This window comes from Rheinheimera sp. MM224 (assembly GCF_947090785.1).
In the GTDB taxonomy this organism is placed as follows: Bacteria; Pseudomonadota; Gammaproteobacteria; order Enterobacterales; family Alteromonadaceae; genus Pararheinheimera.
In genome coordinates this window covers 3983105-4009262 of sequence record NZ_OX352320.1, presented here as the reverse complement: position 1 = coordinate 4009262, position 26158 = coordinate 3983105, and the positions used below count along the sequence as shown (strand labels likewise).

Sequence of the window (26158 nt, the reverse complement as noted above, 5' to 3'; positions counted from 1 at the left end):
CTGGCGCCGGGCTGTCTTACTTAAAGCGCTGCGCAGTTTTTATCCGCTTTATGGGTTTTGCTCAGCTCTACATCAGCAAAACTTAGTTTTAAACTACCGCTGCTTTGCAAACCAAAAGGTTCCAGCACCAGTTTAAACAGCGCTTCAGGCGGCTGGGCCAAACCAAAGTCCGAGCCTGCGTCCGGGAAACAGTTCAGCGCTACCGCAAAATCCTGCCAGCCTTTACCGGCGCGTTGCTTAAGCTCAGCTGTGATATCCACTTTTGATAAGCAGGAAGGACCACAGCCTATAGCGACAAAAGCTGCAGCAGTTGGGGCTGCGCTGACATTCAGTTTAAATTTCAGCACAGCGCCGTCACGCCAGTAGGCGGATAAATCCTGACGGTTTTGACTGGCCAACATCACTGCGCCTAAACCTTTGCCATTCCAGCTGACTTCGCGGGCATCTTCCTGCACCTGGTAATCCACTGCTTTAACACTAATGGAATCGACGCTGATGCTTTGGCCTGTCATCAAGGCTCTGTTATTTTCTGAGCCTATCACTTGCACTTGCCATGGGGCTAAAGGCCGGCGCTTAAATAGAGCCAGTTGGTCTTGTGATACTTTGGCTTTTGGCATCACTTCAGGCAAAGCTTTACTGAGCTTGTCCTGTTCGCCGTAACTCAAGCCATAGCCATAGGCGAATAGCGGCTGGTAGTTCGCGTCAGCTTTATTCAGCACCAGTTGCTCTACTGTGGCTGGCCAGGAGAACGACAGTTTGCCTTTGACAGGGTAAGGTACTGAGCCATCTTTGGCTTTGAAGAGCACATCGGCAACACCAGCACCTTCGGTGCCAGGTTGCCAGACCACCATAAAAACGTCTGCAGCGTTCAGTTCCCGGTTCAGCCATAAAGGCCGGCCTGTGATAAACAAAGCAACGACAGGAATACCCTGAGCTTTGAGTTGTTTCAACAGTTTAAGGTCTGTGTCGTCGCCGTTTTTATACAGCAGATTCTGGGTGTCACCCTGCATTTCGGCATAAGGTTCTTCACCAAAGACTACGACCGCGACATCAGGTTTTTGTTTAAAGCTGGCGTCTTTACTTAACTCGATTTGACCCCCAGCTGCAGTTACAGCAGCGGCCATGCCCTGATAAATAGAAGTAGCGCCCGGGAAATCGCTGTTGCTGTTGCCTGTGCCTTGCCAGCTTAAACTCCAGCCTGCGGTTTGTTTGCCTATATTGTCTGCGCCATCTCCTGTCACCAGGATTTTAGCTTGTGGTGCTAAAGGTAATAACTGTTGTTGGTTTTTCAGTAACACCAAAGACTCACGCACGGCCTGACGGGCAACAGCTCTGTGCTCAGCCGAGCCTATCAGTTGTTGCTGGCCTGCCAGGGCGCGGCTGGATGGTAATCCTTTGTTAAATAAACCAGAGCGAAACTTGACCCGCAAAATACGCCGCACAGCATCATCCAGTCGCGCCGCTGGAATTTCACCGGATTTCACTTGAGCCAGGGTATTGGCATACAGCTCTTTCCAGTTGGCATTCGGTGCCATCAGAATATCGACACCTGCATTAATAGATGCAGGGCAGCTGACTGGGCTACAGCCGCTGACAAAACTATGGCCGTCCCAGTCACCTATCACCAGACCGTCAAAACCCATCTGGTTTTTCAGCACTTCGGTTAACAGATAGCGGTGACCATGCAAACGCTCCCCTTGCCAGCTGTTAAATGACGCCATAATAGACTGCACACCAGCTGCTATAGCGCTGTAGTAACCTGCGGCATGGCGCTCGCGCAATTGCTGCTCGTCGATCACCGCATCACCGCGGTCTATGCCATCTAACGTAGCGCCATCACCAATAAAATGTTTAGCGGTTGAGATCACCTGGCCAGCGCCAAACCAGCCCGTGCTATTGGCTTTGCCTTGCAAACCTTCCACCAAAGCGGCGGCATAAGAGGCCACCAGCTCTGGCTGCTCCGCATAAGACTCGTAAGTGCGGCCCCATCTGTCATCCTGTGCCACGGCCACAGTAGGAGCAAAGTTCCAGTCCAGGCCCGTAGCTGCAAGTTCTGCTGCTGTGGCTGCACCAATTTTCCGGATCAGTTCAGGGTTGCGTGTCGCACCTAAGGCGATGTTGTGTGGGTATAAAGTGGCGCCATACAAGTTACCTACACCGTGCACAGCATCAGTGCCCCAGGCGATAGGAATGGCAGCAAAACCATCGGAAGCATCCATAGAAGCCTGATAATAGGCGTCTGCCATCTTCACCCAGTCGCTGGCTTGATGTTGTTTGATGCCCTGTGGCACTGAACCGCCGCCATTCAGTACTGAGCCAATATGAAATTTGCGAACATCAGCCGGCGTCAGGTGTTTAATTTCCGGCTGGATCAGCTGGCCGACTTTTTCTTCAGCTGTCATTTTTCCAAGCAGCTGATTAATTTTTTGTTCCAGCGCTGGATCCGCTTTCAGTGGCGACTGAGCTTTGGGCCAGCTGTCTGCCGCCTGCGATGCTGTGGCTGCCAGAGCCACTAAGCTCAGCAACAGCGAAGTTCTGTTCATGTTATGTATCCTTGTTACTTTTATTAGAGTGCTGCAGCACTAGTCCAGCTTTGGATGTTGGACGGTTCTGACTGGCCAGTTTCGTTCACCGCTATCACACGGTAATACACTGTGCCTTGTTGTTTTAATGCGGTCGGGTCGGAAAAAATCCTATCTTTGGCCGGGGCAAACGGCAGTTTGGCATTTGAAACTTTGTCAGCTAGCAACTGCCATGGCCCTTGTGCTGAACTGGCTCTTTCGATGCGGTAATGCCGGGCTACAGCGGCGCCCAGCCATTGGATATTCATAGGATCTGTGATGGCTCTGAGCTTAGGCGCCAAAGGCAGAGGTAAAGCATCAGGTTGGGCTTTACCCGCCAAAGTCGCCTGAGCCTGGCGGACTAAATTCACTACTTGTTGCTCATCGTTAAAATCAGCTTCAGCAAAACCAGGCAAACGGTAGCTGTAATGACCTGTGTATTCTTTGTGGTAATAAAAACCGCCATTGTGACGCTGACCACGCCAGCCCCAGACAAAAACGCCTGCGGTTTTAGCCCCTTTGACTTCACTATGCACAGCAGAGTGCAGAATAGCGCCGATATTCCTGGTGTCGGTTAAACCAAACTCACCAATCAGATACACCTTTTTCCCGCCAATAGCCGCCAGATCTTTTGTCACTTGCTCCGGGTTATTATTGTTGTTGGTGGTGTAAAAATGGTTGGAGATAATATCGACCTGCGGGTTGGTCAGTGACTCCGGAATAATCTTTAAATAAGTACCGTCAACTGCGAGCTGGTTGGGGGCGTACTTTTTGATTTGAGCCACTGTTTTTTGCACAAAGTCTGCGGTGCTGTCTTTCAGTTCATTGCCGGTTTCCCAGGCCAAAATGGCTTTTTCTTCCGCATACAAACGGCCAGTGATGCTGTTTTTGCGCTGGATCACCTGGCGGATAATATCCAGATAGGCCTGATAAGTGCGGCTGTCGGTGCGGTAAAAATCCTCTGCTGTTTCGCCGTAAAAAGCGGCCAGTTGAGCCCGGCCACCCCACCAGTCCCAGTGGTCAATAAAAGGCAAAATCAGCCGGATTTGATACTGTTCAGCCAGCGCTATCATGCGGTCATACACCAGCATGGCTTTTTCGTTCAGCACCGGCATAGCGCCTGCTGTGGCCGGTGGCAGAATATGAGTTTCACGGCCACAGGCGGCATCGGCTGGATGTGCCACAGAGAGTACATAAACCCGCATGGCTTTGTGGCCGGTAAAACTTAAGGCCTGAAACCAGTTTTCCTGCTCTTCTGCCGTAGGCCAGTTAAAGTATTGGCCCCAGCCTCTGGGATCGGCAGCACAAACACCGCGGGCGTCGTCTTCTAATCGATGCAGCTCAGGCGCATGCAAGCCAGCAAATCGGAATTCTTGTGTACCATCCAGCAATTGGTGGCCCTGACGGCTGATAAAGTGGTCAAAAGCCAGGACAGGACTGGTACTGATACACAACAGCAAACTGATCAACCAGCGATGCATGCTTACTCCTTTTTACAATAAGATTGTTTAGTGAGATTGCTCCAGCAGCAAAGCCGCTTCCATCATGGCGCGACCACTGTGGTAAGGTCCTTTCCAGAAACCTACTTTGTACTGAGTCGCACGGTCCGGATTAGATGCTGCCAGCCAATGCCATTCACCGCCTACAGCGTCTATATGTTCGCGCTGAATATAATCCCAAAGCCCTTCGGCAGCGCTGAAATAGCCCATATCATCGGTTAAACGCCATGCGGTTAAAAAGCCCACTAAGGCTTCAGCCTGGATCCACCAGCAACTTTGCTGATGCTGCTGTTGCGTGGCAAGGTGCCACTCATCGGCCAGATGGCCATCTGCACATAAGCCTTGCTGCAACGCCACTTCTGCCATCTGTACTACTAAAGGCCGGTATATCTGCAGTAAGTGTTGATCGTCCAAAGCGCGCAGCGCTTCCCAGAGTAACCAGCTGGCTTCAATATCATGGCCATAAGAATAAAAAGGCGAATGATCGGCCCAGTCCATATCCATAAAAAGTCGTAAATGGCCATTGCTGGCATTGACGATACGCTCGGCAAACAGCAGCGTCAGCCGCTCTAACGCCTGCTGCACTTCAGCGGTTTTATGCTGCAGATACAAAGCGGTATAAGCTTCCAGCACATGCAAATGGGTATTCATGGTCTTAGGATAATTTAAATCTTTGTCACTTAAGCGCAAATCCTGCAGTGCCTGCCAGCTTTGTGAAAACGCCTCCAGGTAACCCAGTTGTTGCTGATCCCAGCTGTGTTGCTCCAGCAGCTGAAAATAGCACAGGGCTTTATCCAAAGCAGCCTGCTCGCCAGTGGCCTTGTAATAAGCACACAAAGCGTAAATGGCAAAAGACTGAGCGTAAGTTTGTTTTTTACCATTGACCAGTTGGCCCTGAGCATCCAGCTCCCAAAACACGCCACCGGCAGTTTTATCGTCAAAATGATCCAGCAGGTAATGATAAGCCCGGCTAGCCAGGGCTTTACATTCTGCCGAATCGAGAAAAACGGCGGCTTCACTGAAAAACCACAAAATACGGGTATTCAGGATAACGCCTTTATTGGCATTGACTTCGACACTGCCATCATCATTGATTTGACCATAAAAGCCTCCGGCCGGGTCTACTGCATGATCGCTCCACCAACGCGCAATAGTTGCGCAGTGCGCCCGGCAATGGGGCGCCGTCAGAGGCAACGTCTGCATCATAAGCCTAAATCCTTTAAGGCCTGCTCATTGCCGTCGACCAGCGCATTGATACGCTGCACTGTTAAGGCAGAGCGATAACCGTCTTCCGGTGTATTGATAGCGTAATCCACCAGTTGAGCCACTGTGCTGGTGGCAACATGCATACGGGTGTCGGATGAGGCGTAATAAATAAAAACTTCGTTGTTTTCGTTCACTATCCAACCATTACTGAAGGTCACATTTGATACATCACCCACCCGCTCTGCGCCTTCAGGGGCAATAAAATGACCAGCAGGTCTGTGTGTCACCAGCCAGGGTTTTTCTAAGTCGGTCATAAAGACATAAAGCACATAACGTAAACCTGCAGCTGTGTTACGCACCGCATGAGCTAAATGCAACCAACCTTTGTCGGTTTTGATTGGGGCAGGGCCCTGGCCGTTTTTCACTTCATGAATAGCGTGATACACCTTAGGGTCTACTATCACTTCCTGCTTCACTTCGGCATTGACCATAGAGTCTGTTAAACCCCAGCCAACACCACCACCAGTACCCACACTGATAAAACCATCTTGTGGTCTGGTGTATAAGGCATATTTGCCGTCAACGAATTCCGGATGCAATACTACGTTGCGCTGCTGGCCAGAATAAGTGACTAAATCCGGCAAACGTTCCCAATTGACTAAATCTTTGGTACGGGCAATACCACACTGAGCCTCAGCTGCAGAGGTATCCTCAGGACGGCTTAAATCTTTGCGCTCAGTACAAAACAAACCATAAATGTAACCATCAGCATGAGCCGTCAGGCGCATATCGTAGACGTTGGTGTCTGGCCTGTCGGTTTCCGGCATAGTGACAGGCTTGGGCCAAAAGACAAAGTTATCGACGCCATTGGCACTTTCTGCCACAGCGAAAAAGGATTTACGGTCGTTGGCTTCAACCCGCACCACCAGAATGTATTTACCCTGCCAGTAGATAGCACCTGAGTTAAAGGCCGCATTAATGCCATTACGTTCCAGTAACAAAGGGTTACGTTGTTCGCTAAAGTCATAACGCCAGGTTAAAGGCGCATGGGCTGCAGTTAAAATAGGGTTTTGCCAGCGGCGATAAACCCCATTACTGGCTGCAACAGGCTGATTAGGTAAAGAGAGTAATTTTTGATGCTCTGCGAATAATTGCTCTACGTTTTGCTTAAAAGTCATGGGAACTGTTCACCCTTTCTCGATAGATAGCTGATGCTTTGTTGTTTCTGAGTTCCCAATATTTCTACTATTGGGAACCGGTTACATGTTTATCTTTAGTTGAGCATAGAATAGCCAACCAAAGATGATGTTTTTTTATTTATGTGTAACGATTTCGCCTGAAGCTGCCACAACGACAGGCCGATCATCGGGATGATCGCGCAATTGGTCCCACCAATAATATTTCAGGAAAATACTGGTCAGAGCCGCTATCAACATAGTGCCGGCAAAAGCGCTCCAGTATTGGATCACCATAAAAATCGGAGCTGCTGTTAAGCTGGTATGCCAGACAATACCTACACAAACATTGATCATATCGCGGCCAAAATCGCGGTTTGGCGCAATAGCTGGATCATCTTTTTGCAGTTCGGCTAATACGGGTGCCCAAAAGCCCCAAGGTCTGGTTTTACGATAAAACTCTTTTAATACCGCCATCTCATCGGCCGGTGTTAACAAGCTTGCTACGACGCAGGTCAGCAAACAAAATGCAAAGAGTACAGGGAAAGCATACAAAGGCGATACTGAGGTAAACATCATTGGAATAGCAGTGACAATACCGGCCAGCATGCCACAGAAATAGCCATAGCCGTTAAAGCGCCACCAGTACCATTTCAATAAGTTAGCTGCGGTATAGCCACCGTATAAAGCGGATACCAGCCATAAAATCAGTTCGTTCAGCGATGGAATAAATAAGCCTATGGCTGTGCCTATCACGACAAACAACAAAGACACCAGGTAGCTAAGCTTGACGTACGTTTTAGGCGCTGCGTCGGCATTGACGTATTTTTTATAGATGTCATTGACCAGATAAGCAGGGGCTGCATTGACTGTAGCGGCAAAGGTCGACATAAAAGTCGCAAGTAAACCCGCTATGACTAAACCCAATAAACCAGCCGGGATATAGTTGACCAAGGCAAAAGGAAGAATTTGCTCAAAGTCGACATTCGGGCCCATCGCATTCAGCTCATCGCGGAAAAACACCAGAGCCAGCACAGCTAAACCTGTGATCATCATATAACGTGGAAACAGCAGCACCACATTCACAACCCAGCTCATTTTTGCCGCTTCTACCGGAGTTTTTGCTGATAACACCCGCTGCATATCGTAATTTGGTGCAGGGCCTGCCATGCTCTGTAAAAAGCCTTTAAACAGCACCAGCATAAAAAACACCGAAAACAAAGACCAGCCATCTTCAACTATCTTCTGATTAGCCGACGCCAGTAATTCTGACCAATCCAATTCTAAGTTCCAGCCAAAGGCCAGGCTATGCCAGCCTTCAGGCACAGCGGCAGCCAGCATATCCGGCGACACCTGCACCATCGCAATTATCCCTATGGCGATACAGGCGAAGGTCATAATAATAAACTGCACCACTTCGGTGATGACCACACTGAACATGCCACCTTTGACCACATAAGCTGTGGTGATTAAGGTGATGATTAAACCGTACAATACTTCGTTACTATGAGCATCAGCCGACAGTTGCCATGGCAAAAAGGCCGCTGCAAATTTACCTATGCCGATAAAACCATAAGCCAGAAAGCCAATCACGCTCAAGAGTGCAAACAGCACTACTATTAAATGGCTCCACTGCGCGCCACGGCTGTTACCAAAGCGGAAGGTGATCCATTCGGCACCTGTCATCACACCAGAGCGGCGTAACCAGATCGATAAAAACACCATCAGGAAGATTTGATTAAAGGCAGGCCAAAGCCAGGGGATAAACACGCTTTTTAAGCCGTAAATAAATAACAGATACACCATCCACATAGTGCCGCTGATATCAAACATACCTGAAGCATTGGACAAGCCCAGATAATACCAGGGCATTTTGTTACCACCGAGGAAGTAACTTTGCATATCTTTATTGGCTTTGTTGGCAATCCAAAAGCCGATCCATAGCGACAGGGCAATATAAGCCAGCACTATGGCAATATCTATTGGAGCTAAATTCATCTGTTATTCGTCTCTGTTGACTTGTCCGGCCCTGGCTGGTGGTTAATCAGTTAGCAGGCCTGTTTTTTGTTTTATTTTTTACAGTAATGAGTGCATGGAATGCCATGTAACCGGTTACTGATTGGTTTTGAGTTTACCTTTTTATGTTCAGTTGGCAAGCTGTTATTTGCGTTTATTTCTGCACTGGCTTATAACGCTTTGTGTAGAATGTCCCCTTCGCTCTTGAAGCTGCCGCTTTGTTGACTGCGTTGACCAGCCTAATCAGATGGCCTGACTATCTTAATGGGGTTGTGCGCTTTTGTTATCGCGGCGCAACTGCAATGGCCTTGGGTTTAAAAAAACAAAACGCTGAAAAACTCTAATAAATCAGTCACAAAGGTTCGTACTCATGTCTACAATCCGCGATGTATCCAAACAGGCAGGTTTATCTATAGCTACAGTGTCCCGTGCTTTGAGTACGCCGGAAAAAGTGTCGCCTGAAAGCCTGAAAAGGGTACAGGCCGCTATCGAAAAACTGCAGTACAGACCTAATATGTTGTCGCAAAAATTCCGCTATAACAGCGCCAATAGCATAGTGGTGCTGGTGCCTAATATAGCCAACCTGTTTTTCTCCACTGTGATCAGCGGCATTGAAAACGTGGCGCAAAAGCGTGGTTTTAATGTGTTGCTGGGAGATACCCGCGACTCTATGCAGCGCGAACAGGAGTTTATCCATTTAGTGGAGACCCGTCAGGCAGACGGTTTAATTCAGCTGCGGCCTTATAAAACCAATAACAGTTTATTGCCCAAAGCCCATGTAACAGCAGTCAATGCCAGCGGCTGTGAAAACACTCCTTATCCTGCGGTGCGTATTGATAACGTCGCTGCTGCAAAAGAAGTGATGCAGTACCTGATTTCGCTGGGACACAAGCGCATTGGCATGATCTCAGGCTTAAAAGATAACCCGCACGCCATAGACCGTATGCGTGGTTACAAAGCGGCTTTGGCTGACGCTGGTATAGAATTTGACCCTGCTTTAGTGGCCGAAGGTGACTTTACCTTGTGGTCGGGTTTAAATGCATCTGGTCATTTCAGCCGTATGGCAACACCTCCAACTGCACTATTTTGCATGAATGATGAAATGGCAATTGGTGCTATTAAGGGATTGAAAAGTAAGGGCTTCAGAGTGCCAGAGGACATCTCTGTCACAGGTTTTGACGATCTGGAATTTGCCAAATACAGCGACCCTGCATTAACCACCATAGCTCAGCCAGCTGGCAAAATAGGTGAAAAGGCTGCAGAGTTGTTGTTCCAGCTGTTGGACGGTACTCATGAAGGCAGCACTGAGTTTGTTTTACCTTATGAATTTGTTATTCGTCAAAGCACAGGGCCAGCACCACAAAATAAAAAGTAAGTTCAGAAGTCAGGTTGTACTCTGCTGAAAATCGATTTGCAAAGCGCAATGTAACCAGTTACATTTGGGGCAACTTTAGCTTTGTCAGCACAGTATTGGCCGGACTTCCCCAAGCAGACCTAAAAATATTGTGCTGGCATCCTGTTTCAGGTGTCCCTGCATGTTGTCGTTACTGCTCCAAAGCCAGAAATTCAGTGCCTGGCTGAAAAATTCAGCGCTGCCATTCTGGAGTCAGCAAGGCATTCATCCACAGACTGGTGCTGTGTACGAAAAATTTAATGCCGATCACCAGCCAGATCTCAGCGCTGTGTTTAGAAGCCGGGTGCAGGCCAGGCAAGTCTTTGTGTTTGCAGCTGCTTACCAGCAAGGCTGGTTGCCTGATGCACTGGAAAAAGTGGCAGGTATCCAGCAGTTTTTAAATCAGCATGCGAAAAAACACAGTGCTGCCGCAGGTTATGTGCATAGTCTGAATTCTGCCGGCCAGCAGCTGGATCAAAAACTGGATGCCTACGACTTCGCCTTTTTTCTGCTGTCCTGCGCTTACAGGTATCAGAGTTTTTCTGATCTGCAGGCGCTGGATCAGGCCAATAAATTACTGGAACATATAGAGCAGCAATTCCGTGCTGCGCCTGGCGGCTGGATGGAAGGGGATTACAACAGTCCTTACCGTCGGCAAAACCCTCATATGCATTTATTCGAAGCTTTTTTGGCTTTGTATCAGGCGACAAAAGACGGTAAATGGCTGGCCAAAGCCGGGCAAATTTATACTTTGTTTGAGACTGTATTTTTCCGCCCAGAGCCCGGGATTTTGCTGGAATACTTCACTGAGCAATGGCAACCGATGCCAGGAATTCAGGGCCAAATCGTTGAGCCAGGTCATATGTTTGAATGGGTCTGGTTATTACGCTGGTACCAGCAGCTGACAGGCACTCCTGTTGATCAGTATTGCGAAACCTTGTATCAAAATGGCCTGAAGCTGGGCATTGAAACCGGCTCAGGGCTGATTTATGACGAAGTATTACCCAGTGGCGAAGCAATTAAAAAGACCAAAAGACTCTGGCCTCTGACAGAGCTTATTAAAGCCAGTCTGGCTCAGGCCAAAGCCAGTTCAGACTCAGCATATAAGCTTCAGGCAGAGCAACATGCGGCTTTGGCTATAGATTTATTGTTTCGTTTTTATCTGAACTCAGATGTAACCGGTTTATATGTTGATCAGCTTGATGCAGATAATCAGATTTGTGTAGCAGACGCGCCAGCCAGTACACTCTATCATTTGATGGTCGCAGGCTTAGAAGCTCAGGCCTATTGTCAAACTCAGCAAAATGGAAAACTCTGATGTGGTCAACCGACTGTTTTAAAACCTACGATATTCGTGGCATAGTCCCAGCTCAGCTTAATGAAGGTCTGGCGTACCGTATAGGCCGGGCTTTATGTCTGCAGCTGTCCGCCAAAATCGTAGTTATAGGGCACGACATTCGTTTATCCAGCCCATCTTTAAGTGCGGCTTTAGCCCGCGGCTTGCAGGATGGTGGCGCTGATGTGATCGACATAGGTTTATGCGGCACTGAGCAAGTGTATTTTTCGGTGTTTCATTTAGAGGCGGATGCCGGTATTTGTGTTACGGCAAGCCATAATCCTGCCAATTACAACGGTATGAAATTTGTTGGTAAAGGCTCAGCGCCCATCAGTGCAGACACTGGCCTTAATGCGATTCGGGATTTAGTCGCCAGCGCAGAATTTCCTGCCCCTGTCACCACAGGAGGTTATCAGCAACAGAATACCTTACCTGCTTATGTCGAACATTTGCTGACCTACCTTGATGTCACAACTTTAAAGCCACTTAAAGTAGTGATGAACCCTGGTAATGGTGGGGCAGGGCTGGTGGTCAAGGCCTTAGCGCCTTTGTTGCCGATAGAGATAGTGCCACTGCAGTTTGAGCCGGATGGCACTTTCCCTTATGGGGTGCCCAACCCTTTGCTGGTGGAAAACCGCCTGAACACCAGTGCTGCTATTACAGCTCATCAAGCCGATTTAGGTGTAGCCTGGGATGGTGACTTTGACCGCTGCTTCTTTTTTGATGAAAAAGGCCAGTTTGTGGATGGTTACTATCTGGTGAGTTTATTGGCCAAAGCTTTATTACTAAAAAATCCGGGCGAAAAAATCATTTACGATCCGAGGCTATACTGGGCTACGCAACAAACAGTGAAAGCATCTGGTGGTGTGCCTGTGATCAGTAAAACTGGCCATGCCTATATCAAAGAAAAAATGCGCGCTGAAGATGCACTCTATGGCGGCGAAATCAGTGCTCATCATTATTTCCGTGACTTTGCGTATTGCGACAACGGCACTATTCCCTGGTTGCTTATTCTGGCCTTGTTATCTGCCACAGACCAACCGCTGTCGGCGTTAGTCGAGCAATTGCAGCAGCAATTCCCTTGCAGCGACGAGCTGAATTTTAAGGTCACAGATGCAAAAGCTGCCATAGCTGCTATTGCCGCTTTGTATCAGCCGCAGGCCTTAGAAATAGAACTGCTGGATGGCTTAGGCCTGAGTTTTACCGACTGGCGCTTTAATCTGCGGATGTCGAACACTGAGCCTTTGCTGCGGCTTAATGTCGAAACCAGAGCTGATACTAAATTATTGGCCCGCAAAATTGCAGAGCTGACTTCGGCCTTACAGCCCTTTTTGGCTTAGTTAGGCTAAAGATACAGGCTTGAGAATAAGAAAAGGGCGCTTGCAGCGCCCTTTTGTGTGTGGATCAAGTTTTAACTCTGGCTTACAACGCATTCATCACTGTCGCATGAGCCTTTAACAGACTGATGGTGTTTTGGTCCTGATCAAAGACTGAATTTAAGCCCTGAGGTTCCTGCGGTGGATCACCCAGATAGTCATCACCTTCCTGCCAGATAAAATCTGCTCTTTCAGTCCGTCCTGCTCCACCCCAGGTCCAGAAGTTCGAACCCGCGATAGCCCGGCCTGCTTTGGCTTCCTGTTCTATCAGCTGGAAAAACTCGGTGTAAAACTTATCACGCCAGACTGTGGTGGCTTCGGGCCTGTAGTCAGCGTCGTCTCTTTCTATACCAAATTCTTCCATCACCAGCGGCTTATTCATCTGATCGGCCACAGCTATATGTTGTTCTATATAAGTTTTGGAGGCGGCTAAACCTGAAGCGTAAGTCTGCTCGGCCTGCTTGATATCAAACCACAACCAGTTCTTAGGCCAGAGGTGAAAAGTCAGGTAGTCCACATAAGGCGACTGGTGAGCTTTGATAAACAAGTCCATATTATCTAAAGCGCCACGGCTGCCTTCGCTGCCGGTCGAGACCAGCTGTTGTGGGGCCAGCTGTTTAATATACTGAGCTGTATCATTCACCCACTGCACATAGACTTCAGCGTTTTCAGCACCCGCCTCACCACTGCCAGGCCTTGGTTCATTCGCCAGTTGCCAGCTCATAATAGTGGGGTCGGCTTTATAGGCAACGCCAGTCACTGTATTGTTGCGCTCTATCAATTGTTTGATAAGGCTGCGGTATAAAGCTTGTGATTCGGCCAGGCGATAGAACCGTGCTGAGTTTTGCATAAAGGCGTTCCAGTCTTTGGTTAAGTCTGGGTCCAGCACTGGCTCGCCTGTTTGCCAGGCCACGTACTGTGACATACCACCAGACCACTGCCAGAAGTTATTCAGAAACAGCACAGCTTTCATCTCGCGTTTCGCCATTTCTGACAGCAAGAAATCCAACCCTTGCCAGAGTTCTTCATCGATTTGGCCCGGTGCTGTCTGGATCGCAGGTTTTAACAACATCACCAGAGCACTGGCTTCAGAAGCCGCCAACACCCTTAAGTTAGTCACACCAGCAGCTTTTAATTGATCCAGCTCTTTGATTAAACGAGCTCTGTCACCTTTATCACCGGCAGCGCCCAAGTAAGCGCCATACCAGAAATTAGTACCAACAAAATAATAAGGTTTGCCCGCTAACTGAAACTGCTTACCTTTCACCTGCACAAAAGCTGAAGGCGCTGCAGAGTCTGTAGCTACAGTAACGTTTTCGGAGACTGGTGCTTTGCCACAGCTGGCTAAAGTAGCCAGCAGCATAAGCCCCAACAAAGTTTTCAACGATTTCATTTTGCCGCTCCTGCCGTAGCTGTCTGTTGTTCACCAGCCCGGAAAGGTACTGCAGGTAATCCTGCACTGTTGTATAAGTTGGCGTAGGTGTAATCTGCCCAGCCAAAACGGATAGAGACAGGGATTTTCACTTGTTCGCTCCAGACCAGCACCTGATCAGTGCCCAGCAGTTTGGCCTGAGCGTTATGGTATTTGCCGTCATGTCCGGCAATAGCAAAGCCAAGTAACTGATCGCCTTTGACTGAGAGTCCAGTGCCAACCTGATCAAAGGTTAAACGGAAGCCTGAATCCCGGACTCTGATGCTTTTTAACACCGGGCCTGAATACAGCACATCTTCACCATAAACCACGGCGCGGGCCGCCAGATACAAACGCTCTGCTACAGGTTTTTTCCGGCGTGGATGCACGTCTTCTATATCACCTAAGTCAGTGATCACTGCCATAGCGGTTTGTGGCAGGGCCAGAGTTTTAGTTTGAGCTTCACGTAACTCAGCCCAGTTACTCTCCATAGGGTAAGGCTGAGGTTTCATATAACTGGCAAGCTGCACATATAAAAACGGCAAAGGTTGTTGCCAGTGCTGACGCCAGCTTTGAATTAAGGTACTGAATAACTTGTGGTAATACGCAGGTTTATCGCCATTACTTTCGCCCTGATACCAAATCACCCCTTTTACGGCGTAAGGCATCAGTGGTTTGATCATGGCATTAAAGAGTACACCAGGTTTCCAGTTCAGGAATTTTACGTCCGGTAATTGAGGTTCAGCGTCATTTTTATAACGCCAATCACCTTCCAGATTAAGTTGGCTTGCATCGGCTTTTAACCACAACTGACCGGCGCGGCCTACTGAGACTTTATTGTCCCAGCTGTTGATCACCCGAAGCGCTATCAGGTTGTCACCGGCTTTTAACAGCCCTGCTGGTAACTTAATTTCAGTGGTAGAGTCAGCCCAGCTTTCTTCGGCCACTTGTTGACCATTGACAAAAATACGGCCAATTTGATTGATATCACCAAAAAACAGCGAGGCTTGAGCCGGCGCTTTTTCCAGTTTTACGGTTTTGCGTAACCAGACAATATCACTCAAGGGTTTGGTATTAGGTAAGCTCACATTTTGCCACTGACTGTCATCTGTGGCTGGTTCAGCCAGTTTGAGCTGTTCAACACCGGTATTGCTGGCAATCAATTGCCATTTTTGCTGATCTTTTTGTTTGTTCTCTTCGATACGTTGTTGCCATACTTCAGGCTGGGCTTGCATATCAGCTGCATCTTTTTCATAACCAGGCACATTGAGCAGCGCCTGAGCCGGAGTCCAGGCTTCGGCTGCTGTGCCGCCCCAGGTGGCATCAATTACACCTACAGCTACGCCTTTTTGCAGATGATTTTGTTTAGCAAAAAACCAGCCAATAGCAGAGAAATCAGCCACTGTTTCAGGTGAAGCCACTATCCAGCTGGCTGCCGGAACAGGCTGATTGGGTAAAGCTGATAAGGTTTTGGGTAAGGTATAAAACCGTATTTGTGGCAACTTGCTGTCTTGCACTTCCTGTTGCCAGTTTTCAGTTTGAGCACCCAGTTTCCATTCCATATTGGACTGGCCAGAGGCAACCCAGACTTCGCCTAGCCAAACATCGTCAAAGCTGATGTTTTGGCTTTTTGTTTTGACCTTAAGCTGATAAGGCCCACCAGCAGGCTGAGGTTTTAATGTTGCCAGCCATTTGCCATTGGCATCGGCTTGCACTGAGGTTTTACCTTGTGCCAGTTCCACTTCTACAGTGTCACCTGCTTTGGCCTGGCCCCAGATTTTCAGATCCTGGTCACGTTGCAGCACCATATGGTCGGCAAAAAGTGCCGGTAAGGTGAGTTCGCTTGCCATCAGGCTTGTGCTTATCAAGCTCATAAAAATCAAACAACTATGGAGTAATTTAGACATCAGTGTGCTCTTTTTCTGGTTAGCTGCTCAAGCAGTTCAATGCATTAAACTGGTCTTAAAAATGGAAAAAAACAAGCCGGACTAAAGTCTAAACTGAAGTCCGGCTGCGTTTTGCTTAGAAACGTGCTCTTAACCCTAAGGTATAACGACGCTCATAAATGTTCTGATTGATTTTCAGACTTTCCCATTGCAGATAACTTTCTTCGTACTCTTCAGTCAGGTTGGTACCCTGAGCAAAGACAGTAAAGTTGTCTGTAATGTCATAACTGACGGACGCATCCACATATGCTGTTGGCTGCTGCCAGAAACCAAAGTCAGCCTGACCCCAGACATTGACAGGGTACTGTAAACGCTTGCTGCGGTAGTTATGAGCAATACGAGCCTGGAAGCCGTCTTTTTCATACCAGATAATAGAGTTGGCAGAATGCTCTGAGTTATCCGAAATAGGCAGAGTTTCGCCGTAGTAATCTTTGCTGGCACTTTCGCTTGGCGCATAAGTGTAGTTAAAAGTAACACCAAAACCGCTCCAGAAATCTGGCAGGAAATCAAAGGCTTGCTGGTAACCAAACTCGATACCATCAATAGTGCCACCCTGACCATTTTGTTTGGTCTGGGTAGGTACTGCAGGGTTACGCACTACGCCATCAGAATCAGGTATATCAGAACGCAGCACAGTACCTGTCTCAATAAAGGACTCGATGTCCATACGGAAAGCGCCCAGGCTTAACAAACCACTGGAGCTGAAATACCATTCCAGACTGATATCAAAGTTGTCAGAGCGCCATGGATCCATCATAGGGTTACCATTGGACTGAGCTTGCTGAGCTAAAAACAAACTGGAGTTGTTTGGATCTATAGTACGGGTGACTGATAAACCTAAACCTAAATCGTCGGTATTGAGCGCTGTCATAGTTTTGGCATAAGCAGCCCGTAGTTTCAGTTCGTCTGTTAAATCAAAAGAGATATTAAAAGATGGCAGTACATCTGTGTAATCTCTGTCGGTAATCACATCACCTGCATCAGATAAAGGTGTACCTGAGATACCTTCGTAATCCACACCATCTACTGTCACTACTGAGGTTGCGCCCAGAATATTCTGTACCACATTCAGTTGTGTTTTAATCACCTGCACGCCAAGGTTACCGCGGAAAGGCAGATCTAAAGCGCTGATATCTCCTTCAAAATTAGCCTGAGTGTAGACAGTGCTGGTTTTCTCTTCGACATCATAAGAGTCAGCTGGGTTTTTCTGACGGACATTGCCGCCGTATAAGGCATTCTGGAAACCCAAAGCATCATCCATCACTTTAGGATCAATAAAATACAAACCCTCTGAAGGTAAGCCTGTGACAGGGCCAAAATCGCTGATTTGTTTTACCCAACCAGCAGGTAAACCAGAAAACGGCTGCAAAGCGGCAATAGACAAGCCGGTGTCAGGTAAACTTGAGGCTGGATCTTTCCATTTGGCATACACTGTTTTGCCAGCACTGGAGGTAAAAGGTGAGACTAAATCATAAGTAAAACGGGTCACATCACGTTTGGCATAACGCACACCAAAATCGACAGATGTTAAGTTTTCCAGCTCAAAGGCATAACTGCCATCTGCTCTTAAAATATCTAAGTTGGCTTCGTCATCTGAGTTGTGTTCAGAGTACGTAGAGACCAGACCGTAATTGGCCATATTGCTTGTGTCGACCCCTATGTTCCAGTCTGGATGTTCGCCTCGGTAATCGATAGAAACCGGAATATAGTAATACAGAGGTAAACCATTGCTGCCGAGTAACGGCTGGCCATTGGCTTGTGTAATAGGTAAACCCTGAATACCACCTGGGTTCACTGCCACAGGGCCATTACCAAAATCGGCGTCTGCACCTACCTGAGATAAACCATCATTTAAGTAAGAATCTGCAAAGTTTTTCGTACGCTCTGCTGTGGCTTTGCCATGTAAATAACGCACTGAGCCTTTAAATCTGTCGCCGTTGTCATAGTCCAGTTGCAGATTAGTATTCAGTGATTCGCGGTAATCCACTTCGCTGCGTGAGTAAGCATTTAAACCACGGGATTCTAAATCAACAGACTCTACCGCATAAAAACCCGGTGCTACTTCAGTGGCCGCGTCTGGTTTAAACCAGCCCCAGTTTTGCCAGGCATTGTGTGCCACTATGCCGGAAGCACGGTCAAACTGATCCATGTCGGTGTAAAACACATCAGCAGTTAAGGTTAAAGTGGAAGACAACTCGTACTGGAACGAAGAAGTTAAGCCTAAGCGCTCACGCTCAACAAAACGGTTCATAGCGCTGTGGCTTTGGAAGCTGAAAAAAGTGTCCGTGGTATCACCGTCACCATTGACATCTGCAGCACCCTGAGGCCAGGCCCAGCTTTCGCCCGCTAAACCCCACCAGCCATCATTTTGTGCGCCGTTGCGGTAATTGGCTAAGTTAGAGTTGGAGTAAGTAGCAGAAAAAGCCGCGCCCCATTTTTCGGCGTTGTAACCAGCAAACATACTGGTTTTGTCGTCCACTTCTTCAGTGTAAGAACCATAAGTGCCTTCAGTGGCGCCTACCAAAGTCCAGCCTTCTTCCAAATCAAAAGGTCTGTGGCTTTTCAGGTTGATGGTGCCGGAAATACCACCAGCTAAAGTGCTGGCAGTAGGGGACTTTAATACGTCGACACCAGAGATCAATGACGAAGGAATATCAGTAAAGTCAGGTTGTACTGTGGTAATAGAACCTGCACTTAAAAATTGTTCGCCGTTCAGCAGAGTGGCAACTTGTGGCATACCACGCACATTGACTGTTGAACCTTCACCTGCAGAGCGGCGGATTTGTACGCCGTTAATACGCTGTAAGGAGTCGGCAATAGTAGTGTCAGGCAGCTTACCTATGTCTTCAGCCACTATAGAATCAACGACCTGGTCTGAGTTACGTTTAGTGCTGATCGAGGCGACTTGTGATCCTTTGACGCCTCGCACCAGAATTTTTTCAATCTGTGCATCTTCGGCTTGAGTTTGTTCTGCTTGCTGAGCCTGAGCATAACCTGCACTCATAGCCAATACGGAGCTGATGCTTAAGGCCAGAGCACAGCGCTTAAACTGGTTGTGGGAATTGTTCATATCTCTTTGTCCTGTTGACTGGTCGGGCTCTTTTGCAAGGCAAGACAGCAGGCACCTTCTCCGCTAAGACAAAGTGGTACAGCATGCAACACAAAACACCCGTTGTATTTCTAGTTTATGTAACAGTGAAACTTCACAGTCAGGTTTTACACTTTAACTGATGGTAACCGGTTACATTTTAATTTAAACCTTCCCCAAGGTTTCTAGAATGTAGTGCATGCGAAAATTTTACACAACTGTCTGGTGAATTTTTTTTCATCGTAGCTGGCCTTGTTAAGCAATAAGTTATGTAGAAAATGATTAATTATCAATTGCTTATTATTTGGTGTTGCGACTGATTTTTAACTGCTTCAGCTATATCTAATTGATAGTGTTTTGGCAAAGGCGAGGGGCTGGATAACTGGTTCTCTTTACAAAAAAGCTGTTAAATTTGTAACCGGAATCATTGGGGCTGAAGCACTGCTTTATCAATCTGACGCTGTTAGGCCCATCAGAGCCGCCTGATGTTAGTCAGAGCTAAAAGAAATGATTCAGAGGTTCCATCTGTGGATGCAGTATTCTGATCACAAAAATATCTTTATCACGTTTTCGGTAAAAAATAGTGTGGCGCTGGTGATCATGCCAACGTACCCCAACAGCTATTTCCGGACAGTCATGTCCCATCAATGGAGAGCTGAACAGAAGGTGGAAGGTATTTTCCAGTTGGCTGGTGTATAGGTCTGCCTGACCAACACCGAAATTAAGCAATGTATATTCATAGATAGCTGTGAAATCCTCGTTAACACTGTAATTCGCCCAAAGCTAATGTCCATTACAAAACCGTAAGCCAAGATAATGGTCTATAAATTATTACCTGTGAGGTTATTTTTTGTAGGCCTAAATAACCAACGGTGTGCGTATGCCGACCTTACCTCAACCCACTCCTCACCATAGGCAATATCTTGCAACCTTTGGTGTCAGTTCTTGCCCTTCACCCCGTGGGGCATTCGTAGCTTTCCCAAAACTTCTGAAGAACACCAAATGGCGCAGTTCGCCTAAACTGCGCCAGATTATTTATGTCAGCCACTAATCAAGAGTTGTTCCAGATCATCAGTCAAGCTACAGACTGACTTTGGCTGAACTGCAGAGCAGTTATCCTGCTATTGCCCGCCGTACTTTGCAGCGTCATATTGCCAAGCTGATTGATGCCGGACAAAGCAAAGCTGTGGGGGAGGGGCGGGCCAGACGTTATTTTGTGTTTACGCTCAATCCCATTGCTGTAGCCACGTAGTCAGACCAAGTCAGCCAGACTGACAGCTTTCCGGCTTTTAGTCCGTTATCTGCCGTTGTTCAGTGCTAACTTGTGCCCGCTTACCTTTCTGGATGTTCCGGAACAAGCCTACAGCAGGGCCACTTTGAGCCTGTACGAGCTGAGTTGTGGATCACAAATACGCATCAAACCGGGTTGAATCTCAAAATGTCAGATAAATGAGAAACAAGGTGGGTTGTTGTGCACAAATGCACTTCCTGTCTGAACGCCCGGAGTTAACCCAAAGCACTCCTAACCATAGGCAATATTCTTCTGCTAACTGGTACTTGCTCGCCGTTGTTCATTAGTAAAAAACCTGTGCTGGCAGCTGTGTTTTGCTGGGCTGTGGATTTTTCTAAGGCGGCGATGCAGTCGGTGTTCACCACGTAGGAGCGATGCACCCGCAAAAAAGTGCTGGGTAGCTGGCTTTCCAGTTCTTTTAAATTGCCGCTGTAAAGTATGGGTTTTTGGTCGCTGAAAAACAGTTCGGTGTAATCGCCTGCGGCTTTGCAGTACACCAAAGTGTCGGTGGAGACAAATTCGACTTTGCCAGCGCTGCTGATTTTTAGTTTATGCGGCGTTTGTTTTTGGCTTAGCTGATCCAGCTTGAGTTGCAGCTTCGCCACTTGCTGCTCTTCGGTTTTTCTTCTGGCTTGTTCTTTACTAAGTTCCTGTGCCTGTTGCACAAATAAAAAGCCTAAAACTAAGCTTATCAGGTAATAAAACACACTGTCGTGAAAACGGCCCAGGCTAAGCTGGATGGCGGCGCTGAGCAGGCTGTACACCAGCAGAAATAACCATAACTTTTTGGACTGCTGTTGAGTTAAGCGATAGGCGATAAGCAGTGTGGAAAGCAGCGCTGGCATCAAAATAGCCATAGAGGTTTTAGTGTCAAAGCCTGGAACCAGCAGCACAGCAGCCAGAGTTAAGGCTATTCCGCCGCCAATCCAGAGACCGCGATGTTGCTCTGCAAACTTGAGCACATTGTAAACCCACAGGCAGCAGCCAAAGCCCAGCGCTAAAGACACAATCAGCAGTAGCCGCACATCGTGCATAGGGTAGGCATAGCTAAACATATAGCGGGATAATTCGGCTAGCAGCTGATTGGCGGCGAAAAACGCCATCAGAAAAAACAGCAAATGAGACTGCCTGCGATAGGGGTTAAAGCTGGATACGGCAAAATACAAGGCGCCCATCATCAGCGCGCCCAGTGGAATAAGCGATATCCAGTTATCTTGCCAGATTGAATCGGCTTGCAATGCATAAGAGCCAAGCCCGATAAAGTGAATGGGGGCTTTGAGCTGCAAAAAGCCGTGATGCGACGACAGCTGCAGTATCAGTTCGTTGTGTTTTTGCGTTAACAAAGCCGGCGGCAGATAAAAGCTGGTGTCCATTAATCCGGCAAATTCTTTGTTGGCCGACAGACTGGGTGTGCCATTTTGGCCCAGATAGTGGCCGTTAAAAAACACCCGGCTGGACGTTTTGGCATACACATAAATGGCATAAGGCTGGTCGTTTTTTAGCACCTGGTCCGGCAGTTCAAGCTTAGCCCTTAGCCACAGCGCCTTGTTTTGGGGGTCTATTTCAGCGGCCGTTATTGTGCTGCATCCCGGTTCATTAAATGCCGGTGGCGTCTCGTTGTCTGTGGTGACAGGGCAAACTATAACTTCGTTATGGCTAATGGGGATCACGGTCTGAGCCAACGCGTTGCAGCAACAGATGGCAACAAGCGCTAAGCATTTCAGTAGCAGTAGTAAATAGTTCAGAACAGCCTCTCTACAATCTATTCGTTTTTAGCATCACCGCTTATAGACCCTTTGATACCGCTTATCGGCCTTCACCGAAAAAGCCCTGCCGCCAGTAGATTAACAGCTGCAAACTCAGCCAGAAGCAGCAATAGTCAGGGCTGGTTAGCTTCAACCGAGCGATGAAAATAAAGGGAATCAACATATGAAATTCAGATACTTAGTTACCATAACCACTTTGCTGCTGAGTTGCACGCACTCTTCGATGGCAAGCACAACTCAACCTACGGTCTTTGCCAATGAAAAAAGTATTGTGTTTGAAAATGACGGCCAAAAAGTAGCTGCTTATGAGGGCAGTATTCAGGTGCCTGAAAATCGCTCTAAGCCAAATAGCCGCCTTATTCCGGTGAAATACATCCGGTTTCCGGCCACAGGAAAACAGGCTGGTTCGCCTATTATTTACCTTTCCGGCGGCCCTGGTGGTTCTGGTATTCAAGCCGCTAAACATCCTAACTTTCGTTTTCCGCTTTTTATGGCATTACGTGAGTTTGGTGATGTGATAGCGCTGGATCAGCGTGGCACCGGTGTTTCGGATATCACACCTGAATGTGTGTCCAGCCACAAAATACCAGCCACTGAAGTCTTCACTGACGGCGAAGTCGAACAGCTTTATAAAAAAGCGGCCAAAGAATGCGTTGAATTCTGGACCCAAAAAGGCGTGGACGTCTGGGGTTATACCACCAAAGAAAGTGTGCAGGATTTGAATGATTTAAGGCAGCATTTTAAGGCCGATAAAATTACCTTGTGGGGCATTTCCTATGGCAGCCACCTTGCGCTGGCCAGCCTGAAATACATCGAACAGTATATTGATAAAGTGGTGATCGCCAGCGCTGAAGGCCTGGATCAAACCGTGAAATATCCGGCCCGTACCGATGAGTATTTTGACCGCTTGCAGCAAGCTATTAACCAGCAACCTGCTGCAGCCAAAGCCTATCCGGATGTCAAACAACTGATCCGCCGTGTGCATGCCAAACTGGAAAAACAACCTCTTGCTTTGAGCATTCCACAAGAAGATGGCAGCGAGTTTAAATTGCTGTTCCAGCGCAGTCATCTGCAAGGGTTTGCGTCAGCCATGATTGCCGATCCAGACCGTGCAGTGCCTATGTTACTCAGCCTGTATCAAACGCTGGATCAAGGCAATACCGACGTGTTAATGGCTATTTTGAAACAAGGTTATATCACTGATGATCCGATCTCTTTTCGTGTGATGTCTTTTGCGATGGATATTGCGTCTGGTATAACAGAGCCGCGGTTAAAGCTGGTGAATGAACAGGCGAAAACTGCCTTGTTAGGTAAAGCGCTGAATTTCCCTATGCCACAGCTGAACAAGGCGGTTGCAGGTTTAGATTTGGGCGATGAATTCCGCGCTCTGCCTCAGAGCAAGGTGCCAACTTTGCTGCTGACAGGCACATTGGATGGCAGAACTTATATTCAAAGCCAAAAAGAAGCCACAGCGGGTCTGACCAATTTAACTCAGGTGATGGTGGTGAATGCCGGACATAACTTGTTTATGTCGTCACCTAAAGTGACCGAAGTGATTAAAGACTTCTTAAAAGGAAACAAAGTGAGTACCAAAGAAATTCAGGTGGAACTGAAGCCTTTTGTGGCGGATTAGTTAAGCCTTATTGGCCGATAAAAACTGGCGCAGTTTAACGAACTGCGCCACTGGCCCACTTCCAGAGCGTACACACAATTTGCTTCAGATTGACAGGAATTAACACCAGCAAGGCGCTGCCTTCTGAAAACCTGGGGTTGAGCTGGCAGTAAAAGGCAATTTCTGCTTTGTTGCTGGCTTTTAAGCTTTGTACTTCGTCGTCACTGTAATTGGTGGAGCGGCCTACGGTTTTTAAGCAGGCGAGGTTTCGCCACTGGCTTGGCTCTGCGTCAGGCACTAGGGCCTGATACAGCTGAATTTCGGTTTCTGTCATGGCGGGGTTGGGGTAAATAAAGGCGACTTTTTTACCCATAGCGCGGTACATGGCCGGGCTTAGCATGGTGTCGAGGTAATACAGGTTGTGATTGATATGGCTTAGCCAGGTTTTCAGCGCCCATAAAAATGAAAAGGTAAAAGTGTTGTTATTGCCTCTGTAGCTGGCCAGAAAAGCGGCCGATGCACCCATCACTATGCTGTTGTCAGTGTTTTTGCGAAAGGTCAGCAAGCAGTAGCCAACCAGTTGATCCTGCTGATAAAACAGCCTTACACAACGCTGATAGAAAGCTGGATTATTAAAGTAACGCTGAAAATAAGCCTGACTATCCACGCCTTTAAAGCTGCTGCCAATCAGCTCGGTGATCTGGCTTGTTTCCAGTGCATTCAGCCAGTTTTTAGTGCTTACTTTGTCAATCTGATAATGCTTCATGCCGCTTTATACCGCTGCCCGCAGTGAAAACCACAACATAACAAAGCTGGTTGGAAAGTACGAGCTTGCTCTGGTTTATCCCTGAGTGTTTCTCGCTGCATTTTACAAAGACATGCACTATCTACTGTTTTAACCTAAAACAGTGGAAGTTATCGAAGCTAAACCAAAACTTGTGCGGCACAGAGTTTTCTGCGAAAAATGCTTATCCGGCTGATTTTTCTGGTAAACCTTTTACATCGAATTGACGTAAACTAAGTTCACTTAGCCAGAAGAGTAATAAATCTGCGATGCGTTATATCAACACCCCCAACTATGATCATAAGCAAAACGACAAAATTGGCATTTTGCTGACTAATTTAGGCACACCTGATGAGCCAACTCCTAAGGCGCTGAAGCGTTATCTGAAGCAGTTTTTATCAGACCCGCGTGTTGTGGAAGTACCGCGTTTATTGTGGTGGCTGATTTTAAATTGCGTGATATTGCAATTCCGGCCACGTCGCTCGGCCAAAGCTTATGCCACTGTCTTTACCGAACAAGGCTCGCCGCTGTTGTTTAATACCCAGGCGCAAAGTGATGCTATTGCTGCCCAGCTGCAGCAACAAGGCATGCAGAATGTGGTGGTTGATTTTGCCATGCGTTATGGCAACCCAAGTTTTGATACTGTGCTGGATAAAATGTTCGCTCAGGGCGTGCGTAAGTTGCTGGTGTTGCCTTTGTATCCACAGTATTCGGGTTCTACTTCAGCTTCGACCTTCGATGAGCTGGCCGCTAATTTTATGCGTCGGCGCTGGTTACCTGATTTACGTTTTATCTCGCATTATCCTGACTACGCCCCTTTTATTCGTGCCGCTGCTGAGAAAATTCGTCAGCACTGGCAACAACATGCTCAGGCCGACAAACTGATTTTGTCTTACCATGGCATCCCAAAACGTTATTTACTCAATGGCGACCCTTATCACTGTGAATGCTACAAAACCTCGCGTTTAATTGCTGAGGAGTTGGGGCTGACGAAAGATCAGTATCTCACTACTTTCCAGTCGCGTTTTGGCCGCGAAGAATGGCTAAAACCATACACAGATGAAACCTTAAAGGCGTTGCCAGCTCAAGGCGTAAAAAGCGTTCAGGTATTTTGCCCCGGTTTTGCCGCTGACTGTCTGGAAACTATTGAAGAAATTGGCGAAGAAAATAAGGAGTATTTCTTACATGCTGGTGGTGAGCGTTACGAATACATCACAGCACTGAATGCCGAGCCCGCTCATATCGATGCACTCTGTCAGCTGATTAAAGACAATCTGCACGGCTGGCAAGTAGAGGCTGATGCTGAACGTGTGGTTCGGGCTGAGCAGTTGAGGGTGGAGAAGTATCCGGGGTAGGTTAAGTGGATTGTTGAAACGGCAGAAGAGATTGAATGCCAAAAACACAAAAACCACCTGAAAAGGTGGTTTTGATGTTTTGTGGTGACGCAGCCGGAGTACTCGGCGCTTCGGGTCGTCTCCGTAAGAGAAAACGTTCACAAACGTTCCTGAAGCTGCTACTCATCTAGAAGAGAAGTTAGACTGATTACCCTAAAGCTAAAAGGTATTTCGTATGCAGGGCAAACTATCATTACACGCCTACGCCAATGGCGGTTGGAGTATACAGCTTGTGCTTTTTCGCCTTCACTTGGAGTTCTGTAAATAAGTGCACTAATTAAGAGATGGATTAGCTTGAGTGGGA

The 26158-nt window shown here is 47.6% G+C and carries 16 protein-coding genes and 1 pseudogene; 6 read left to right on the top strand and 11 right to left on the bottom strand.

Going from position 1 to position 26158, the window contains the following annotated elements; genetic code table 11:
• Positions 1-20: 20 nt before the first annotated feature.
• From OM978_RS18765 to OM978_RS18745, 5 genes are all read right to left on the bottom strand, one after another.
• Positions 21-2543, bottom strand: a complete 2523-nt coding sequence (locus OM978_RS18765) for a glycoside hydrolase family 3 protein (protein WP_264343852.1) — start codon at positions 2541-2543, stop codon at positions 21-23.
• A gap of 23 nt (positions 2544-2566) precedes the next feature.
• On the bottom strand, positions 2567-4042 hold the full coding sequence (locus OM978_RS18760) for a hypothetical protein (protein ID WP_264343849.1): 1476 nt from the start codon (positions 4040-4042) through the stop codon (positions 2567-2569).
• 27 nt (positions 4043-4069) lie between these two features.
• A complete protein-coding gene (locus OM978_RS18755; RefSeq protein WP_264343847.1) occupies positions 4070-5266 on the bottom strand; it encodes an AGE family epimerase/isomerase in 1197 nt (398 codons plus the stop codon).
• Positions 5263-6444, bottom strand: coding sequence for a glycosidase (locus OM978_RS18750; RefSeq protein ID WP_264343846.1), 1182 nt, complete (start codon positions 6442-6444; stop codon positions 5263-5265). The genes OM978_RS18755 and OM978_RS18750 overlap by 4 nt, the downstream gene beginning before the upstream one ends.
• 135 nt (positions 6445-6579) lie before the next feature.
• Positions 6580-8439 (bottom strand): sodium:solute symporter family protein, encoded by a 1860-nt coding sequence (locus OM978_RS18745; RefSeq protein WP_264343845.1) that lies wholly within the window; start codon positions 8437-8439, stop codon positions 6580-6582.
• A 388-nt stretch (positions 8440-8827) separates the two neighbouring features.
• On the opposite strand from OM978_RS18745, the gene OM978_RS18740 reads away from it, so the two are divergent.
• The 3 genes from OM978_RS18740 (at position 8828) to OM978_RS18730 (ending at position 12526) form a co-directional block, all read left to right on the top strand.
• Positions 8828-9832, top strand: coding sequence for a LacI family DNA-binding transcriptional regulator (locus OM978_RS18740; RefSeq protein ID WP_264343844.1), 1005 nt, complete (start codon positions 8828-8830; stop codon positions 9830-9832).
• Between the two features lie 160 nt (positions 9833-9992).
• Complete coding sequence (locus OM978_RS18735) at positions 9993-11168, top strand: AGE family epimerase/isomerase (protein WP_264343843.1); 1176 nt, start codon at positions 9993-9995, stop codon at positions 11166-11168.
• Positions 11168-12526 carry a phosphomannomutase gene (locus OM978_RS18730; protein WP_264343841.1) on the top strand — a complete coding sequence of 453 codons (1359 nt, stop codon included), beginning with the start codon at positions 11168-11170 and terminating at the stop codon, positions 12524-12526. The genes OM978_RS18735 and OM978_RS18730 overlap by 1 nt, the downstream gene beginning before the upstream one ends.
• An 82-nt stretch (positions 12527-12608) precedes the next feature.
• Here OM978_RS18730 and OM978_RS18725 read toward each other — a convergent pair whose 3' ends face one another.
• The 4 genes and pseudogenes from OM978_RS18725 to OM978_RS18710 all read right to left on the bottom strand — a co-directional run.
• Positions 12609-13955, bottom strand: a complete 1347-nt coding sequence (locus tag OM978_RS18725; RefSeq protein ID WP_264343840.1) for a glycoside hydrolase 5 family protein — start codon at positions 13953-13955, stop codon at positions 12609-12611.
• The gene (locus OM978_RS18720) at positions 13952-15880 is read right to left on the bottom strand and encodes a sialate O-acetylesterase (RefSeq protein ID WP_264343839.1); all 1929 of its coding nucleotides are present in this window, start codon (positions 15878-15880) and stop codon (positions 13952-13954) included. Before OM978_RS18720 ends, OM978_RS18725 begins: the two co-directional genes overlap by 4 nt.
• Before the next feature lie 115 nt (positions 15881-15995).
• Positions 15996-18989 carry a TonB-dependent receptor gene (locus OM978_RS18715; RefSeq protein ID WP_264343837.1) on the bottom strand — a complete coding sequence of 998 codons (2994 nt, stop codon included), beginning with the start codon at positions 18987-18989 and terminating at the stop codon, positions 15996-15998.
• A 516-nt stretch (positions 18990-19505) separates the two neighbouring features.
• A pseudogene (locus OM978_RS18710) lies at positions 19506-19760 on the bottom strand (type II toxin-antitoxin system RelE/ParE family toxin); the annotation flags it as partial.
• Between the two features lie 340 nt (positions 19761-20100).
• On the opposite strand from OM978_RS18710, the gene OM978_RS18705 reads away from it, so the two are divergent.
• Positions 20101-20259: a hypothetical protein gene (locus OM978_RS18705; protein WP_264343836.1), complete on the top strand. Its 159-nt coding sequence runs from the start codon at positions 20101-20103 to the stop codon at positions 20257-20259.
• A gap of 254 nt (positions 20260-20513) precedes the next feature.
• Here the strand turns inward: OM978_RS18705 and OM978_RS18700 are convergent, their stop codons facing one another.
• Positions 20514-21968, bottom strand: coding sequence for a LytTR family DNA-binding domain-containing protein (locus OM978_RS18700; protein WP_264343835.1), 1455 nt, complete (start codon positions 21966-21968; stop codon positions 20514-20516).
• Between the two features lie 319 nt (positions 21969-22287).
• Here OM978_RS18700 and OM978_RS18695 point away from each other — a divergent pair, with 319 nt between their 5' ends.
• The gene (locus OM978_RS18695) at positions 22288-23697 is read left to right on the top strand and encodes an alpha/beta hydrolase (protein ID WP_264343834.1); all 1410 of its coding nucleotides are present in this window, start codon (positions 22288-22290) and stop codon (positions 23695-23697) included.
• Positions 23698-23731: 34 nt separating this feature from the next.
• Here OM978_RS18695 and OM978_RS18690 read toward each other — a convergent pair whose 3' ends face one another.
• Entirely contained in the window at positions 23732-24442 is a 711-nt protein-coding gene (locus OM978_RS18690; RefSeq protein ID WP_264343833.1) for a hypothetical protein, read from the bottom strand.
• A 287-nt stretch (positions 24443-24729) separates the two neighbouring features.
• On the opposite strand from OM978_RS18690, the gene hemH reads away from it, so the two are divergent.
• Complete coding sequence (gene hemH, locus OM978_RS18685) at positions 24730-25815, top strand: ferrochelatase (protein ID WP_264343832.1); 1086 nt, start codon at positions 24730-24732, stop codon at positions 25813-25815.
• Positions 25816-26158: the final 343 nt, after the last annotated feature.

Coding starts and splice junctions, on each gene's coding strand:
- OM978_RS18765 (WP_264343852.1), bottom strand. CDS start 2,543: ATGAACAGAACTTCGCTGTTGCTGAGCTTAGTGGCTCTGGCAGCCACA.
- OM978_RS18760 (WP_264343849.1), bottom strand. CDS start 4,042: ATGCATCGCTGGTTGATCAGTTTGCTGTTGTGTATCAGTACCAGTCCT.
- OM978_RS18755 (WP_264343847.1), bottom strand. CDS start 5,266: ATGATGCAGACGTTGCCTCTGACGGCGCCCCATTGCCGGGCGCACTGC.
- OM978_RS18750 (WP_264343846.1), bottom strand. CDS start 6,444: ATGACTTTTAAGCAAAACGTAGAGCAATTATTCGCAGAGCATCAAAAA.
- OM978_RS18745 (WP_264343845.1), bottom strand. CDS start 8,439: ATGAATTTAGCTCCAATAGATATTGCCATAGTGCTGGCTTATATTGCC.
- OM978_RS18740 (WP_264343844.1), top strand. CDS start 8,828: ATGTCTACAATCCGCGATGTATCCAAACAGGCAGGTTTATCTATAGCT.
- OM978_RS18735 (WP_264343843.1), top strand. CDS start 9,993: ATGTTGTCGTTACTGCTCCAAAGCCAGAAATTCAGTGCCTGGCTGAAA.
- OM978_RS18730 (WP_264343841.1), top strand. CDS start 11,168: ATGTGGTCAACCGACTGTTTTAAAACCTACGATATTCGTGGCATAGTC.
- OM978_RS18725 (WP_264343840.1), bottom strand. CDS start 13,955: ATGAAATCGTTGAAAACTTTGTTGGGGCTTATGCTGCTGGCTACTTTA.
- OM978_RS18720 (WP_264343839.1), bottom strand. CDS start 15,880: ATGTCTAAATTACTCCATAGTTGTTTGATTTTTATGAGCTTGATAAGC.
- OM978_RS18715 (WP_264343837.1), bottom strand. CDS start 18,989: ATGAACAATTCCCACAACCAGTTTAAGCGCTGTGCTCTGGCCTTAAGC.
- OM978_RS18695 (WP_264343834.1), top strand. CDS start 22,288: ATGGCAAGCACAACTCAACCTACGGTCTTTGCCAATGAAAAAAGTATT.
- OM978_RS18690 (WP_264343833.1), bottom strand. CDS start 24,442: ATGAAGCATTATCAGATTGACAAAGTAAGCACTAAAAACTGGCTGAAT.
- hemH (WP_264343832.1), top strand. CDS start 24,730: ATGCGTTATATCAACACCCCCAACTATGATCATAAGCAAAACGACAAA.